12 protein-coding genes are annotated in these 15,857 nt (G+C 37.4%); 10 read left to right on the top strand and 2 right to left on the bottom strand.

Annotated features, from left to right (window positions below; translation table 11 throughout):
* Positions 1-8 precede the first annotated feature (8 nt).
* The 3 genes from A6B43_RS05060 (at position 9) to mscL (ending at position 2,299) form a co-directional block, all read left to right on the top strand.
* Positions 9-1,190, top strand: a complete 1,182-nt coding sequence (locus A6B43_RS05060; protein ID WP_124211439.1) for an NRAMP family divalent metal transporter — start codon at positions 9-11, stop codon at positions 1,188-1,190.
* Between the two features lie 71 nt (positions 1,191-1,261).
* Positions 1,262-1,792: a menaquinone-dependent protoporphyrinogen IX dehydrogenase gene (hemG, locus tag A6B43_RS05055; protein WP_124211438.1), complete on the top strand. Its 531-nt coding sequence runs from the start codon at positions 1,262-1,264 to the stop codon at positions 1,790-1,792.
* Positions 1,793-1,897: 105 nt separating this feature from the next.
* Complete coding sequence (mscL, locus tag A6B43_RS05050) at positions 1,898-2,299, top strand: large-conductance mechanosensitive channel protein MscL (RefSeq protein ID WP_124211437.1); 402 nt, start codon at positions 1,898-1,900, stop codon at positions 2,297-2,299.
* Between the two features lie 58 nt (positions 2,300-2,357).
* Here the strand turns inward: mscL and A6B43_RS05045 are convergent, their stop codons facing one another.
* The gene (locus A6B43_RS05045) at positions 2,358-2,825 is read right to left on the bottom strand and encodes a YchJ family protein (protein ID WP_124211436.1); all 468 of its coding nucleotides are present in this window, start codon (positions 2,823-2,825) and stop codon (positions 2,358-2,360) included.
* A 74-nt stretch (positions 2,826-2,899) separates the two neighbouring features.
* Complete coding sequence (gene yidC, locus A6B43_RS05040; RefSeq protein ID WP_124211435.1) at positions 2,900-4,531, bottom strand: membrane protein insertase YidC; 1,632 nt, start codon at positions 4,529-4,531, stop codon at positions 2,900-2,902.
* 402 nt (positions 4,532-4,933) lie between these two features.
* Here yidC and nrfA point away from each other — a divergent pair, with 402 nt between their 5' ends.
* From nrfA to A6B43_RS05005, 7 genes are all read left to right on the top strand, one after another.
* Entirely contained in the window at positions 4,934-6,400 is a 1,467-nt protein-coding gene (gene nrfA / locus A6B43_RS05035) for an ammonia-forming nitrite reductase cytochrome c552 subunit (protein ID WP_124211434.1), read from the top strand.
* Positions 6,401-6,412: 12 nt separating this feature from the next.
* Entirely contained in the window at positions 6,413-7,042 is a 630-nt protein-coding gene (gene nrfB, locus A6B43_RS05030) for a cytochrome c nitrite reductase pentaheme subunit (protein WP_124211433.1), read from the top strand.
* Positions 7,039-7,725 carry a cytochrome c nitrite reductase Fe-S protein gene (gene nrfC, locus A6B43_RS05025; protein WP_124211432.1) on the top strand — a complete coding sequence of 229 codons (687 nt, stop codon included), beginning with the start codon at positions 7,039-7,041 and terminating at the stop codon, positions 7,723-7,725. The genes nrfB and nrfC overlap by 4 nt, the downstream gene beginning before the upstream one ends.
* The gene (gene nrfD, locus A6B43_RS05020) at positions 7,722-8,681 is read left to right on the top strand and encodes a cytochrome c nitrite reductase subunit NrfD (RefSeq protein WP_124211431.1); all 960 of its coding nucleotides are present in this window, start codon (positions 7,722-7,724) and stop codon (positions 8,679-8,681) included. Before nrfC ends, nrfD begins: the two co-directional genes overlap by 4 nt.
* Positions 8,682-8,805: 124 nt before the next feature.
* Positions 8,806-9,585, top strand: coding sequence for a glycosyltransferase family 32 protein (locus tag A6B43_RS05015; RefSeq protein ID WP_124211430.1), 780 nt, complete (start codon positions 8,806-8,808; stop codon positions 9,583-9,585).
* Between the two features lie 4 nt (positions 9,586-9,589).
* On the top strand, positions 9,590-11,233 hold the full coding sequence (locus tag A6B43_RS05010; protein ID WP_237306853.1) for a ShlB/FhaC/HecB family hemolysin secretion/activation protein: 1,644 nt from the start codon (positions 9,590-9,592) through the stop codon (positions 11,231-11,233).
* A gap of 250 nt (positions 11,234-11,483) precedes the next feature.
* On the top strand, positions 11,484-15,788 hold the full coding sequence (locus A6B43_RS05005; protein WP_124211429.1) for a hemagglutinin repeat-containing protein: 4,305 nt from the start codon (positions 11,484-11,486) through the stop codon (positions 15,786-15,788).
* Positions 15,789-15,857 lie beyond the last annotated feature (69 nt).

Here is a 15,857-nt window from a genome sequence, read left to right as displayed (position 1 = left end):
ATTATCTTATGTCAAATAATCGTAACGCACTACTCGGTGCTGCATTTCTAATGGCAACTTCTGCCATTGGTCCAGGTTTTTTAACTCAAACGGCAACTTTTACCCAAACATTATTTGCCAGTTTTGGGTTTGTTATTTTACTCTCTATTTTGCTCGACATTGGTGCGCAGTTAAATATCTGGCGGATCATTGCCGTCTCCGAGAAAAAAGCACAAGATATTGCCAATGATGTATTACCTGGTGCAGGCTACTTTCTCGCTATTTTAATTGTAATGGGTGGGCTTGCCTTTAATATTGGAAATGTAGGTGGTGCAGGCTTAGGCTTGAATATTCTTACAGGGCTTTCTCCTGAAACAGGTGCTTTAATTAGCGGTGCAATTGCTGTTGCTGTTTTTCTGTTTAAAGAAGCCAGTAAAATAATGGATCGGTTCGCTCAAATTATGGGATTTATAATGATTGCCCTCACTGTTTATGTTGCTGTGCAATCCAATCCACCATTAGCAGATGTTGCAATTCATACGTTTGTACCAGAAAAATTAGATATTATTGCAATAGTAACATTGGTAGGTGGCACAGTTGGCGGTTACATTACTTTTGCAGGTGCTCACCGCTTACTTGATGCAGGAATTAAAGGAAAGCAATCCCTAAAAGAAGTTAGCAAAAGTTCAACTTCCGCAATTCTAATCGCTTCTGTAATGCGAATTGTTTTATTTTTAGCCGTATTAGGCGTCGTTAGCCAAGGCATTGCCCTTGATCCAAAAAATCCTGCCTCTACCCCATTTTCTTATGTTGCTGGAAATATAGGGCTTATCATTTTTGGTATTGTAATTTGGGCAGCCTCTATTACATCTGTAATCGGTGCAGCTTACACATCTGTTTCTTTTATTACTACCTTTTCACCAAAAATTGAAAAGCATAAAAATATCTGGATTATCGCTTTCATTGTTATTTCAACCTTAGTTTTAACACTCATTGGTAAACCAGCCCAAGTTTTAGTCTTTGTTGGAACATTAAATGGTTTAATTTTACCTATTTCATTAGGGTTAATCCTGCTTGCTGCATATAAAACCAAAATTGTTGGTGATTACAAACACCCTATTTGGCTTACCGTAATTGGTAGCATTGTTGTTATTACAATGGCAATTATGAGTGCAATTACATTATCTCGTTATATCTCCAATTTATTTTAACTAATTTGCAGTTTGCCTCTGTTAGAGGTTAAGATAAAATCACTATCATAAGAAAAGAATAGGAATTTTCGATGAAGACCGTTATTTTATACCTTACTAGAGATGGGCAAACTCGCAAAATTGCAGAACGAATTGCACAAGAAATGCACGGCGAAGTTACCGTACTTTCATTAAAAGAACAACCTAAGATTTCAGCCGAACAACTTATGCAATTTGATCAAGTTGTACTAGGGGCATCTATTCGTTATGGGCATTTTGACCCATTACTAGATCAATTTATTAAACAACACGCAACATTACTCAATCAAAAACAATCTGCATTTTTTAGTGTTAATCTTACCGCTCGCAAAGCAAATCGTAATACCCCAGAAAGTAATACCTATACACGAAAATTACTTGCTCGTATTGATTGGCAACCTAATCTAGTTAAAGTTTTCGCAGGGGCGCTACGCTATCCACGTTACCGCTGGTTTGATCGTGTAATGATTCGCTTTATTATGAAAATAACTGGAGGAGACACCGATACTCGCTACGAATATGAATATACAGATTGGCAGCAAGTTTCACAGTTCGCCAAACAACTTAGTAAGGATAATGAGTAAATTTAGTTAAATATAGTATAAATTTAACAATTATCACTTATAATTCTGCCGTCTGCCTAATACTATTAGGTCTCAATTTTACTTAGATTTAAAAAGGAACATTCTGTGAGTTTATTAAAAGAATTTCGTGAATTTGCTGTGAAAGGCAATGTTGTTGATTTAGCTATCGGTGTTATTATCGGTGGTGCATTTGGTAAAATCGTTTCATCTTTAGTAAGCGATATTGTAATGCCACCTATTGGCTTACTTATCGGCGGCGTAGATTTCAAAGATTTAGCCGTAGTATTAAAAGAGGCACAAGATGGCGCAGAAGCGGTTACTTTAAAATACGGTGCATTCTTACAAAACGTATTTGATTTTATCATTATTGCTATCGCTGTTTTTGCAATGGTAAAACTGATTAATAACCTGAAAAAAGCTCCAGAGCCTGAGCCAGAAAAAGCACCTGAACCAACAACAGAAGAAAAATTATTAACTGAAATTCGTGATTTATTAAAAAATAAATAATTCGGTTAGATAAAAAATGGCACACATCGTGCCATTTTTACTTTTTAACACATTCCAATTATAAAACTCCACAACATTGCTTAAATTTTTTCCCTGAACCACAAATACAAGGTTGCTTCTTAGTGGGTAATGGAACTGTCGGATCAACAAAATACCAACACTCTGCTATCTTTACAAACAGTGATAATTCATGATGAATTTGTATTCCTTCTACTGTTTTAAACAACGCATTAAATTCTACAACACTGTGATTTTTAGAAAAATTTGGTAAATGTTCAATCACTTCTAATCCAGCCCACTGCGTTGTTTCGCTCCATTGTTTCATCATTTGCTGATCTAATAATGACTGCTGGCTTGGCACTGTCGTTTTTACCAAATAATCGATATTTGTTTGAGTATATGCTGAATAACGAGAACGCATTAACTGTTCTGCCGTTACCGGGAGCTTTACATTAAGATGAAAAGGCTGGCAACAATCTTGATAAGCTAATGAAGATTGGCAAGGACATTGTTGGATATTTGACATAAGTAAAAAATTGGATAATCCCACCGCTTGTTAAAAGAAAAAACCTGCGTTTATACGCAGGTTCATAGTAAAATTTATTTTTTTACACGAGTATGTAATCCTTTCTTCTCCAGGTTACGATAAATTAACCACTGCTGGGTAATTGTAATCAGGTTAGAGGTTAACCAATAAAGCACTAAGCCTGATGGAAACCAAAGGAAAAATGCCGTAAATAACACAGGCATAAAAGTCATTACTTTCTGTTGCATTGGATCAGCAACTGGTGTTGGTGACATCTTCTGCAATAAGAACATTGACCCCCCCATTAACAATGGCAGGATATAATACGGATCTTGTGCTGATAAATCGTGAATCCAACCAAAGAATGGAGCGTGTCGAAGTTCAACCGCTTCCATAAATGTCCAGTAAAGAGCAATGAAAATTGGCATTTGCAATACGATTGGTAAGCAACCACCCATCGGGTTCACTTTCTCTTCTTTATACAGCTTCATCATCTCTTGGCTCATACGCTGGCGATCATCACCAAAACGCTCACGCATTTCTTGAATACGTGGCTGTAACATACGCATTTTTGCCATTGAAGTATATTGTGCTTTAGTTAATGGATAAAGAATAGTTTTTACCACAATAGTTACACAGATAATTGCTAGTCCCCAGTTCACCACTAATTTTTGAATATGTGTTAGTAACCAGAAAAGCGGTTTTGCGATAAACCATGCCCAACCATAATCTACAGTTAATTCAAAATTATTAGCCGCTTGCACCATCGCATTTTGATCTTTAGGACCTGTCCATAAATTACTTTTAATAGTTACTTCACTATTTGGTGCAACTTGTGTAAGTGGACCACGATAGCCCATTGTTCCCACACCGTTTGCAGTACGGCTATATAACGTATTCATTGCGTCTTGATCAGGAATCCACGCTGAAACAAAATAATGTTGTAAAATCGCAGCCCAACCAGCTTTAGTATCAATAGAAAGATTATTTTTCGCCATATCATCAAAGCTATACTTTTTATAGTTTACCTCTGAAGATGAGTACGCACCGCCCGTATAAGTTGGCATTGCAAAGTTGCCTGAACTTTCTACTAAGCTATGTTTAAGCTGTCCATAAGGCTGTACTTCTAGGCTTTCTGCTGTCTCATTTTTAATAGTGTAATTAACCGCAACATCATAACTACCACGTTTAAGTGTAAAGGTTTTAGTATAAATTACACCATCTTTCTCAAAAACAAGTGGAACATTCAGTTCATCTTGTCCTTCATTAAGGGTAAATTGATCAGCAGTCGTTTGATATTGGGGTCTACCTGCATTAGTATCAATACCATCTTTCCCCACTAAACCACTTTGAGCAATATATAAAACTTTACCGCTATCTTGTAGCAATTCAAGTGGGGTATTGGAATGGAGTTCGGCATTGAATTTTAATAAATCTGAATCAACAACATCACCACCTAACGTATCTACGGTTAAACGTAATACATCACTTTCGATAGTAATAGTTTTACCTTTAGCTGAATGTTCGGTAATCGGCGAACTTGTATTTGATGAAGCGGGAACATCGCCCGACTGTTTAGCTACTTGCTGTACCTGCTCTTGTTTTTGCGCTTGAATGGCAGGGTCAAAATCCTGCTGCCATTGCGTAAAAATCAAAAATGAGACAAGCAGTAACCCCATAATCAGTAAACTACGATTTGAGTTCATTTTAAGTTCTCTGTGGTTAAAGTGAATGGGGAAACCCCACGAATAGAAAAGTGTTTATTCTAATATAGGTTGCCCAACTATCCAACCAACTTTATACAACAAGATGAGCTTTCTTTACAATTTTTTATGAATTTGGTTAAAAAATTCATAGAATATAAAAATATTATCTTCCATTTTTATCTCCTTATTTCAACCTTTCACCAACAAAAATTTAACAAATATAATTGCTCGTTATCTCTACAAAATTTATTTAGCGAATATTTGATATAGTTCAAAAAATATCGTAACGATCTCCTAGTCAATCTATTGATTTTTGATTACTCTCATAAATGACCAATCAATATATCTTATTGTTTTAATAAGAAAAATTATCATTCTTAATTCACTGTGTGGGAGGCTCTCGTGAGATACGTTAGCAAAAATTTCAAAAATAATCTTACCGTTGTAACTGCAACATTTCTGGGATGTTTATCTTCTGCTTGGGCGCTTGTGCCAGATAAATATGAAGGTCCAAATCCAAATCTTGTGATTGAATCAGTTAATCAAAAATTTGCGGAAAAATACCCGCTACAATATGATTCTTGGGCAGCAACAAAAGAATCCACTGAAGTCATTGATGCACTAAATGAAGATCCCCGTTTGGTCGTACTTTGGGGCGGTTATAGTTTCTCCCATGCTTATAACAAACCACGTGGACATTACTACGCAATCACTGATGTACGCAGTATTTTACGTACTGGTGCGCCAAAAGATGAAAACTCAGGGCCTCAACCAATGGCTTGCTGGACGTGTAAAGGACCTGACATACCAAGACTTATCGCAGAAAAAGGTGAAGATGGTTACTTCGATGCAAAATGGGCAAAATATGGTTCTGAAATTGTCAATCAAATCGGTTGTGCTGACTGCCACGACACTACTTCTCAAGACTTCAAAGAAGGTAAACCCGCATTACGAGTCGCTCGCCCCCACGTTTTACGAGCTTTAGAAAGCATTGGCTGGAAATTCGATCAACTCGATAAACACGGCAAACGTGTCGCTATTTGTGCTAACTGCCACGTTGAATACTACTTTGCTGGAAAAACAAAAGCAGTAACCTTCCCTTGGGATAAAGGTGTTGATGTAGATAGTATTGAAAAATACTACGATGAAATTGAATTTAAAGATTGGACACACTCTTTGTCCAAAGCGCCTATGCTAAAAGCGCAGCACCCAGATTTTGAAATTTGGTCAATGGGTACGCACGGCAAAAATGGCGTCACTTGTATTGACTGCCATATGCCTAAAGTAGAAGCAAAAGATGGTAAAATTTATACCGATCATAAAATTGGTAACCCATTTGATGCCTTTGATTCAACTTGCAAAACTTGCCACGAACAAAGTAAAGAAAGTTTACAAGCTCGAGTAAAATCACATAAAAAAGAGATCAAAGACGTAATGGTTCGCTTAGAAGATCAACTTGTAAAAGCACACTTTGAGGCCAAAGCAGCTTGGGATGCCGGTGCAACAGAAACTGAAATGAAAGAGGCATTAGAAGATATCCGCCACGCTCAATGGCGTTGGGATTACTCTGCAGCAAGCCACGGCGGTTATATGCACGCCCCAGATGTGATTTTACACGTCATCAGCACAGGCTTAGATAAAGCAGCTGAAGCTCGTACAAAAATTGCTCGTGTACTCGCCGCTCACGGCGTAACCAAAGCAATTGAAATTCCAGATATCTCTACTAAAGAAAAAGCACAAGCTGTCATAGGTGTTGATTACGCAAAAATAGTTCGTGAAAAAGAAGAGTTTCTACGCACAGTCGTACCTCAATGGGAAAAAGAAGCGAAGAAAAAAGGTTTACTCCCAGCTGACGCACAAACACCATAAGTTGAGGTTTCTATGAAAAATATCATCTCAAAAGTAGGGCGAATCGCCCTACTACAAGCGGTCGCTTTAGTAGGATTTTTTGCAATTTCATCAACTTCAATGGCAGAAATGCCCCCACAACCAAAATCAATGTGGGAACAAACAGCTGATGATGCAACTATTGTTAAAGATGCTCGCCGTGACCCCAATACTTACTGTGTAAACTGTCATGGGCGTTTTTCTCAATTTGAACATGCAGGAAAACACTTTCACTCCGATACTCTCAGCCCAAACAATGGTAAGCCTTTAACCTGTGTGAGTTGTCACGGAAATATTTCAGAAAATCATCGTAAAGGGGTAAAAGATGTAATGCGTTTCAATGCCCGTGATAAAGCAAAAAATAAAGCCCTTGAACGTTCAGTAACGGAACAAAACCAAGTTTGCTTTGCCTGCCACGAACCAGATAAACTGCGTGAAACATTCTGGGCTCACGATACACATGCAAATAAACTGGCCTGCGTAAATTGCCATAAACTTCACCCAGAGCAAGAGCCAATGAAAGCGATTGCACCTAAACAACGAGTTAAATTATGTGTAGATTGCCACGGCGAAATGCACCGCAGTAAAGTAAATCAATTAGAACAAGCTAAGGATAAAAAATGAGTTGCTCCCGCCGAGATTTTGTATCAGGTGCAGGCGCCTTAGCAGTTGTGGCAGGCACAGTAGGACTTGCCACAAGCTCAATAAGCCTTGCAACTGAAAATAAACCAAAAACAATCCGTTATGCAATGGTACATGATGAAAATGCGTGTATAGGTTGCACTGCCTGTATGGAAGCCTGCCGTGAGACAAATAATGTACCGGAAGGAGTTTCTCGTTTAGAGATCTTACGCAGTGAACCTGACGGAGAATTCCCAAATGTTAAATATGAATTTTTCCGCCAATCCTGTCAGCATTGTTCCAATGCACCTTGCGTACAAGTTTGCCCAACTGGGGCATCATTTATTGATAAATCAACAGGGATTGTTGATGTCCATTCCGATCTGTGTATCGGCTGTCAATACTGTATCGCCGTTTGTCCTTATCGAGTACGGTTTATTCACCCTGTAAAAAAATCAGCTGATAAATGTAATTTCTGCCGTGATACCAATTTAGCCGCAGGTAAACAGCCCGCTTGCGTAGAAATCTGCCCAACACAAGCACTGACTTTCGGCGACTTAAACGATCCAAATAGCCTAGTTTCACAAAAAATTCGTAAGAATGAAACTTACCGCACGAAAGTAGCACTCGGTACAGATCCAAATCTTTACCACATTCCATTTAAGTCTGGGGAGGACAAACGATGAATAACTATGTCGCTTTTCATACTCCCAATTTAGTTTGGGATTCGACGATTGCTATTTACCTCTTCCTGCTAGGTGTAGCCTCGGGTGCAACGTTATTGGCCCTTATCTACAAACATACTCATAAATTAGCTGATCCAAGTAAAAATTGGCTTATTCGCAGTGCTGCAGTAATAGCTCCAAGTTCTGTTATGATCGGCCTAACTTTGCTAATTTTTCACTTAACTAAGCCTTGGACATTTTGGTACTTAATGTTTAACTACCAGTTCCATTCGATAATGTCGATGGGTGTAATGATGTTCCAACTGTATATGAGCGTTATATTTTTATGGATAGCCATTACCTTTAAAGAACTCATTGCAACACTCATTCATCGTTTTATTCCAGCGTTTAAATTTGTAAATAGCCTGATTAATTTCGCAGCAAAATTTATCTCCCTGATTGAGATATTACTGTTTATATTAGCAATCTTACTTGGGGTTTATACGGGATTTTTGCTGTCTGATTTAATCAGCTACCCAATGTTAAATACGCTTTGGCTACCTGCGCTATTTTTAGCATCGGGTACATCATCAGGAATCGCAGCGCTGTTAATTGCCCTACTTGTTGTTGGAAAACTTTCTCCCCATTCTAAAGAAATCCATTTCCTACACAAATTGGAAAAGCCTACGGTAACAGCCGAAATTCTGCTTTTAATTGCATTCTTTACCAATCTCTACTTAGGCGGCGGACAAAAAACAGTATCAGTAATAAATGCTCTCAGCGGTTTCTGGGGAACAATCTTCTGGGTAGGCGTCGTTGGCATTGGTATTCTCTTACCACTTGTTACCAATTTACTTGCCAATGAAAAACTAAAACACCAAAAAGCCTTTATCCTTTTCCTGGCGACTGCAGGTTTAACTGGTGTTATCTGTTTACGTTATTTCATTCTCTACGCAGGACAACTCACTATCGCCTAGCCTTATACAAACACACAAGCGGTTAGATAATGCAAAAATTTGCAAAATCTAACCGCTTGCATTTTTTTATGAAGAATAAAATGCTAAAGTAAGCAAAAATTTCATCATACAAGGCAATTAGCAAATGGTAAAAAATGAACTGCTTATTAAGCTTTCCAATGGTTTAAGCCGTTTACTCGGTAATCTCGTAAAAATTTCAAGCTACGGCTTTCACGCCATTTTCCCTAAAAAACGTTTTACTATTCCTGAATTTAGCCCTGCTAAATTACACTCAAACCGCCCTACTCGTATCAATAAAACTATTTGGCAAACAAATTATAGTAACCGAGTTACCCTTCCCGTCTACTGCAACTATTTATTTAATCGATTATTATCATTAAGCTATGATTACCGCTATGTCAGCACCGAAGCCCGAGAAGAATATATTAGAGCAAATGCTGATGAACGAACCTTTGAAGCATACAGTAAACTCACCGATGGCGCAGCTCAAGCCGATTTTTGGCGAATTTTCACCCTCTATAAAGAAGGTGGAATTTATATGGATATTGATGGCCATCTTGTTTGGGCGCTGTCTGCTATTATTGGTGAAAATGATAGCGAAGTTGTCATTACCCGCCGTGATAAATACACCAATTTTTTCCTTGCCAGTGAAAAAGGTAATCCATTTTTAAAAGATACTTTAGAAATTATCATTGATAATATTGAGCAACGCCGTATTAATGGGGGCGTATTTAGCTTAACGGGTCCAACCACCCTAAATATTGCCTTAGAAGGTAAACTAGTAAATAGCCGTCGAGATAAAATTACCTGTGCTCAAGGCACATTTACTAACGAATATTTCCAATATATGGATAAAAAACGAGGCAAATGGAACCACGCTAAAAATGAGGATCTATTGAAATAATACTATGAGAAAACTATTGCCCTACACTTTAAGTACCCTCGCACTCGCGCCACTGATGGCTGAAAGTGCTGTTCAAACAGCAGAAAATTCTTTGCAACAATTTCAACAACAAAGCCGAGATCAGCTCAATCAAATTCAGCAATCTCGCCAGCAACAATGGGTTAAGCAACACCAGTTTCAATCTACAAATTCTACGGCATCGACGGCAGATTTTTCCACTGCTTGCTTACCTTATACGGAATTAAAATTAGTCGGTTTTCATTTAATTGATCCTACCCCTTTTGCCCCCCAAAAAGGCGAATGTTTAAATGAAAACCGTTTAAATCAGCTAAGTAAAGCCATTACTGCTGCCTATTTAAAACAAGGCTATATTCATAATCCATTCCATTTTGAAGATGACCAATCTGGAGCTTTAACCCTGCGTGTGATAGAAGGTAAAGTAACTAAATTAACCACCGACAGCCCGTTATTAAATTTGGATATGTTGTTCCCTAATATAATCGGGAAGCCATTAAAAGTCGAAGTGTTAGATCAAGGTCTAGATCAAGCAAATAAAATGGCAGGAAGCTCCGTAAGTGTTGATGTTTTGCCCGCTAAAAATGGTGATATTGAGCTTGCTTTTGTGAATAAAGATCCTAAACGAGTAACGGGGGCAATTAAACTCGACAATACCGCCAGCAAAATTTACCACCGCTGGCAAACCAAGTTTGCACTGAATATCGATAGCCCTTTAGGCTTATCTGATAGCCTCTACCTTTCTGGCAGCCATACACTTTCTTCACGCTCACAATTTAGCCGATCCCTGACGTTATTCCATAGCTTGCCCTATGGCAAATTAAGTGTGAATAGTTTTCTCTCTTTCTCTCAATTCCAAACACAGGTGAAATTACCCCACAATAATGTGGAACAGAAAGGAAGAACTTGGCAAGCGGGGTTAAAATTTGATTACTTATTACACCGTGGGCAAAATCATATCACCACCGCAGGCGTACAATTAGAGCGTATCCATAGTAAGAGTTTATTTGATAATAGCCTGCTGAACTTACAAAGCCCGACACTTACTACCGTTCAAACTAACCTAAACCACTTACAGCTCTTTGAAAATGCGTCTTTAATGTTCGATCTCAGTTATGAACGAGGTTTAAAATGGTGGAATAGCTGGGCAAACAAGGGGCGAGATCAACCTGAAGGGCAGTTTAATAAATGGAATGCTAGTCTTCAATTTGATAAATATACAGCGTGGCAATCGCAAATTTTTAAACAAACTCACCGCTTGAATGCTCAATACAGCCATAACTATCTTGCTGGAATTAAACAAAATGATTTGCTCGGACGTTATGCCGTTCGAGGGTTTAATGATTTATCACTCTCTGCAGAAAAAAATGCTGTGCTACAAAATACCTTTTCGTGGATAAAAAATTACCAACAATGGCAATTTGAGCCTTATCTACTTTTAGATATGGGGATTCAAAAAGAAAATTCTCCACACGCTAATAGCCAACGAGCGTTAAGCTATGGCACAGGGATTAAGTTACAATATAGCAAACTCTCCGCCCAACTAGAATGGGCAAAAGGGCGTTTATTCAGAGTAGATTTACCTACCCGAAAAGAAAACACACTTTATGCAGGTCTTAGCTGGTATTTTTAATGAGAATTATTTATTAAAATCTTAAATAACCATAAAAATTTTGTGATCTAGATCACATTTTTACTAACTAATCCCTACTTTTATGTAAATTCCATTCACAGTGTCTCTAGCTCCTTTAGAATACGGAGACATACTACCTTAATCAAATAGGCTATTACTTTTGTTATCGTTTCCATTGATATTATTGGGAAGTGTTTACAAAAATAATTGCCTATTTTTATCCCTATTGATAAAAATAAAAGGACACTCTATGACAACAAAATTCACACTATCTACTTCAGGTAAAATTGCTGCTGCACTAGCTCTTTTTTACGGTTGCACCATTCCTTCTGCATTTGCGGATATCCAATCTGCTGATAGCCATACACAAATTCAACGCATTGCAGGTGTTGAAGTTATTAATATTGCAAAACCCTCAGAATCAGGCTTATCACATAATAAATACAATAAATACAATGTAGATACAAAAGGTGCGGTACTCAATAATGCCCTAGTAGATGGGAAATCTGTACTTGCAGGAAAATTAAATAAAAATAGTCAATTAGAGAATAAAGCAGCAACCGTCATTTTAAATGAAGTGGTTAAACGTCGTAGTCGTTCTACATTAGCAGGGAAACAAGAAATTTTCGGACAACAAGCGGATTATGTATTAGCCAACCCAAATGGTATTAGCTGTGATGGCTGTGGATTTATCAATACACCAAGAGCCTCATTAGTAGTAGGAAAACCAATCGTTACAGAAGGAAAGCTAACGGGCTACCAAGTTTCTGGTGATAAACAACTATCTACCTCAGGCAAGATTACGCAATCAGAGTCTGAGCAATTAGACTTTATTGCACCAACCATCAATATTTCAGGTGACCTTTCCGGTGGGAAAATCAACGTCGTAATGGGTAACAATACTATCCATCGTGATTCACAAGGTGTATTAACAGTTCAAAAGTCTGGACAAAGTATCCTAGATGGAAAAATTGCAGGCAGTATTCAAGCTGGACGGATTCGTATTCATTCCACAGATGATTTCGCCACGCTCCATATGCAAGGTGCAACCTTAGCAAGTAAAGATATGGTAATCAGTGCAGGTAATGCCAAAGTTGATGGTACTATCACTGAGCAGTATAACCGTAGAGATGATGTTTGGTTTGATAATAAGACAGGGGCAAAAGTTGTTGCAAGCCGAACAACAAATAATGGAACTTATAAAAAATCTAAGATTCAATCAGATAAATTAACATTCCAGGTAAAAAATAAATTAACCTTAACTGGTGCAGATATTGATGCCAAAGTAGGTGAGCTTGCTGCGGGTGAGATTAAATTCGGCACACAAAGAACCGAAGATTACCTACGCATTGGCAAAGACCAGACAAAGGGACAATGGCTCAGACACGAAGTTGATGATGATAAACAACAAACTATTCACCGCACAACACTCAATGTTGATAACTTACGTTTAATCGCAAACGAGGGAAAAATAAGTGGGGATGCAGTTAAAATCAATACAGCAAGCGGTTTGATTTATGGAAAAAATGGTATTGATTTAAAAGGTATTTCACAAACTCGTGTTTCAAATTCAATCGCTGATTTCAAACTGGAAACTGCACGTTTAAAAACCGGACATAGCTATCAAAATGCGGAAACATCAGAATTAATTCAGTCTGAATTAAATATTAAAGATAAACTCATTCTTGCAGGGCAAGGAGATATTACACTAGCCGCAGTGAAAGGAAATATCGATGGTAAACTGTTAATCAAGAATACAGGTAAAACCACATTCACTACTCAGGCCGTACAAAATACCTATAAGTTAGATGATCAACAAAAATTCTGGGGAGGGATTGCTGGCTCTAAAACATTGGGGAAAGGACGTACTGAAAATGTGCAATATGGTTCAGATTTTACAATTAAAGGCTTTACCTATATTGATTCACAAGGTGCACAAATTAAAGGTAGTCGTTTATTAGCCAGTGAAGGCTATATCAATGCCAATAAACATAATATTGACATCGATAGCGCAATGAACCAATTAACGGAACATTCTAATCAACGCACAGGTACTATTTTCGATATTACCAAAGAACGCAAAAATAGCTTTTCACATATATCAACTTCCCAAGGTTCAGAGATCAAATCTAAAACCAATTTAGCGTTAATAAGTGAGAAAGATTTAAACGTAATCGGTAGCCAAATTAGCGCATTAGGTGTCCTTTCTTTAGGCATTAAAGGAGATACTAATCTCTCTGCTGCTGAAAATTATATCCACAAAACGGAGCATCAATCGGGTTTTAATTTATCGGCTAAAGTGGAAAAACCAACAATTACTCTTGATGAAAAACCAATTATTGATGGCGTAGTAAATGGTATTAAAGATCAGAATTTAACGGCTGACTCTGCCACAAATTTACTCAAAAATAATCTAAAATTTAATGTAGAAGGTAGTGCAACGCTAGGTATTTACGACAAAAAACAAGAGAGCCACGCCACTACACATACCTCAACAACGATTGAAGGGAAATCCGTAGAGATCGCTACTGATAACCTAAACGTTACAGGCAGTAATGTAAATGCGACAGACGGTGATTTAACTATTAAAGCAAATAATGTAAATACTGAGGCTGCTTTAGATCATTTAACAAAAAATGAGAAAGAAGCGACCGCTGGTATCACAGGTAAAGTTCAGCTAACAGAAAACTCATTAACAGGATCAGTTAATGTTGGTATTCAACATAAAAACCAACAAACAGATACACAAACAGCCCAAAGTAGCACATTGAAAGCAAAGAACAATCTCAATATTCATGCAAATACCATTACGCATAAAGGTTCACAGCTTATCGCAGGAAATAATGTAAATGAAAATGCAGAAAATATTGATCATACAACAGCTCAAAACTCAACTCATACTAAAACACAAAGTATTGATACTGGTGCGACACTAAAAGTCTCTGTCGATAAAGAAAAAATGCTTAGTGGTAGTACAGAAATTTCTGCTGAAGGCAATAAACAAACCAGCCAAACTGTTAATCACCAAACTACAACCATTCAAGCAGGCAATGATATTGCAGTAAAAGGTAAAAATTTAAACGATAACGCAACCCAATACCAAGCTGGTAACAATATTAATGCAACTTCACAAAATCATAATGCCAATGCAGTATATGATCAAAAAAATAATCAAAGTACCTCTGCTGGAGCACATGTTGGCGTTGATGTTAGCACAAAAGATATGCAAACTTTTGATGTTAAGGCAAATATAGGGGGTAAATATCAGCAAGATAAATCCTCTTCATCAACCGCACAAAAAGCAAATTTCAATGCGGGAAATAATATTGCAATAGACACACAAAAATTTAATAGCCAAGCTGATCTACAAGCAGGTGGTAACGTTGATGTAAATGCAACAGAAGAAGCCAACTTTAATCAAGCAACAAATAATAAAACTCACTCTGGCGGTGGCTTTAAAGCAAATGTTGGTGCTGGAGCTTTAGTTGTTCCACAAGCTAATGCTGCCATACCATCTTTAGACTTTGACGTTTCAGCAAATGGCAATAGCGGACAATCAGAAAATGCGGTAACCTCAACGATTAAAGGAAAAAACATCGCTATTACTAGCGAAGGGACGACAACCTTACAAGGCACAAATATTCATGCTGAACAAAATGCGAATATTGCAGGTAATAAGGTAAATATTGAAGCAGGACATAGTAGCGTTAAAGAAGCAAATGGTAACGTTTCTGCTGGCGTTGGAATTGGCAGTGAATTATCTAGCTTAAAATTAAATCTTGGCGTGCAAGCAGAACATGAAAATAGTAATTCACATACTACAAGTAATGTAATTGCCCAGAATCTAAGCATTACCTCTAAGCAGGGAACAAAACTACAAGGCACTAACGTAGAAAGTACGAATCTAAATCTTGACACGGGTAAAGGTAATTTAGATCTAACAGCAACGAACGATCATACCAGTAAAACCAATGTCGGTATCAATCTCTCACTCAGTGGCAAAATAGACGATAAACAGTGGAAACCAAATTCAGGATCAGCAGGTCTTAATGTAAATGTTATTCGCAATGAAACACATACAGGTACATCAATCAATAGCCAAAACACTCACTTAAATGTAGGCAATGATACCAATGTAGTGGGTAGCCAACTCACTAGTGAATCTACTTCAGGCACAGTATATGGCAATGTAAATTTACAAACACTATCAAATAAAATCAGCGAAACAAATGTGAGTTTATCTGCAAATGGTAGTGGTAAATTTGCCCCGTATCAAAAAGATAAATGGCAAGAAAGTGCTAAAAAAGATTGGGATAATGGCACAATCGCAGGCGTAAAAGCAGGTATCAAAGCAAAAGTACATGTTAATAAACAAGCGACTAATCAAAAAGCTGAGTTTATCCATAAAACACGTCAGCCAACAATTAAAGGTAGTGTAAAAAATCTTAGAGTACCATCAGAACATTCTCGTCAAATTGCGTTCTCTACTAACTCCAATACACGCCTTAAAGAGATGATGAATAAAGCAATTAATGCACATCAAACAAGAAAATAGCGATCTTCTAATTTAAAATTAGATACTAATTAAAAAAATAAAGTAGCACATATTTTGTGCTACTTTTCT

Source organism: Vespertiliibacter pulmonis (genome assembly GCF_013377275.1).
Lineage (GTDB): Bacteria > Pseudomonadota > Gammaproteobacteria > Enterobacterales > Pasteurellaceae > Vespertiliibacter > Vespertiliibacter pulmonis.
The sequence above is the reverse complement of the archived record's forward strand: the minus strand, read 5'-3'. Positions and strand labels throughout refer to the sequence as shown.

Coding starts and splice junctions, on each gene's coding strand:
- nrfC (WP_124211432.1), top strand. CDS start 7,039: ATGAGTTGCTCCCGCCGAGATTTTGTATCAGGTGCAGGCGCCTTAGCA.
- hemG (WP_124211438.1), top strand. CDS start 1,262: ATGAAGACCGTTATTTTATACCTTACTAGAGATGGGCAAACTCGCAAA.
- A6B43_RS05015 (WP_124211430.1), top strand. CDS start 8,806: ATGGTAAAAAATGAACTGCTTATTAAGCTTTCCAATGGTTTAAGCCGT.
- nrfD (WP_124211431.1), top strand. CDS start 7,722: ATGAATAACTATGTCGCTTTTCATACTCCCAATTTAGTTTGGGATTCG.
- A6B43_RS05045 (WP_124211436.1), bottom strand. CDS start 2,825: ATGTCAAATATCCAACAATGTCCTTGCCAATCTTCATTAGCTTATCAA.
- nrfB (WP_124211433.1), top strand. CDS start 6,413: ATGAAAAATATCATCTCAAAAGTAGGGCGAATCGCCCTACTACAAGCG.
- A6B43_RS05010 (WP_237306853.1), top strand. CDS start 9,590: ATGAGAAAACTATTGCCCTACACTTTAAGTACCCTCGCACTCGCGCCA.
- A6B43_RS05005 (WP_124211429.1), top strand. CDS start 11,484: ATGACAACAAAATTCACACTATCTACTTCAGGTAAAATTGCTGCTGCA.
- yidC (WP_124211435.1), bottom strand. CDS start 4,531: ATGAACTCAAATCGTAGTTTACTGATTATGGGGTTACTGCTTGTCTCA.
- A6B43_RS05060 (WP_124211439.1), top strand. CDS start 9: ATGTCAAATAATCGTAACGCACTACTCGGTGCTGCATTTCTAATGGCA.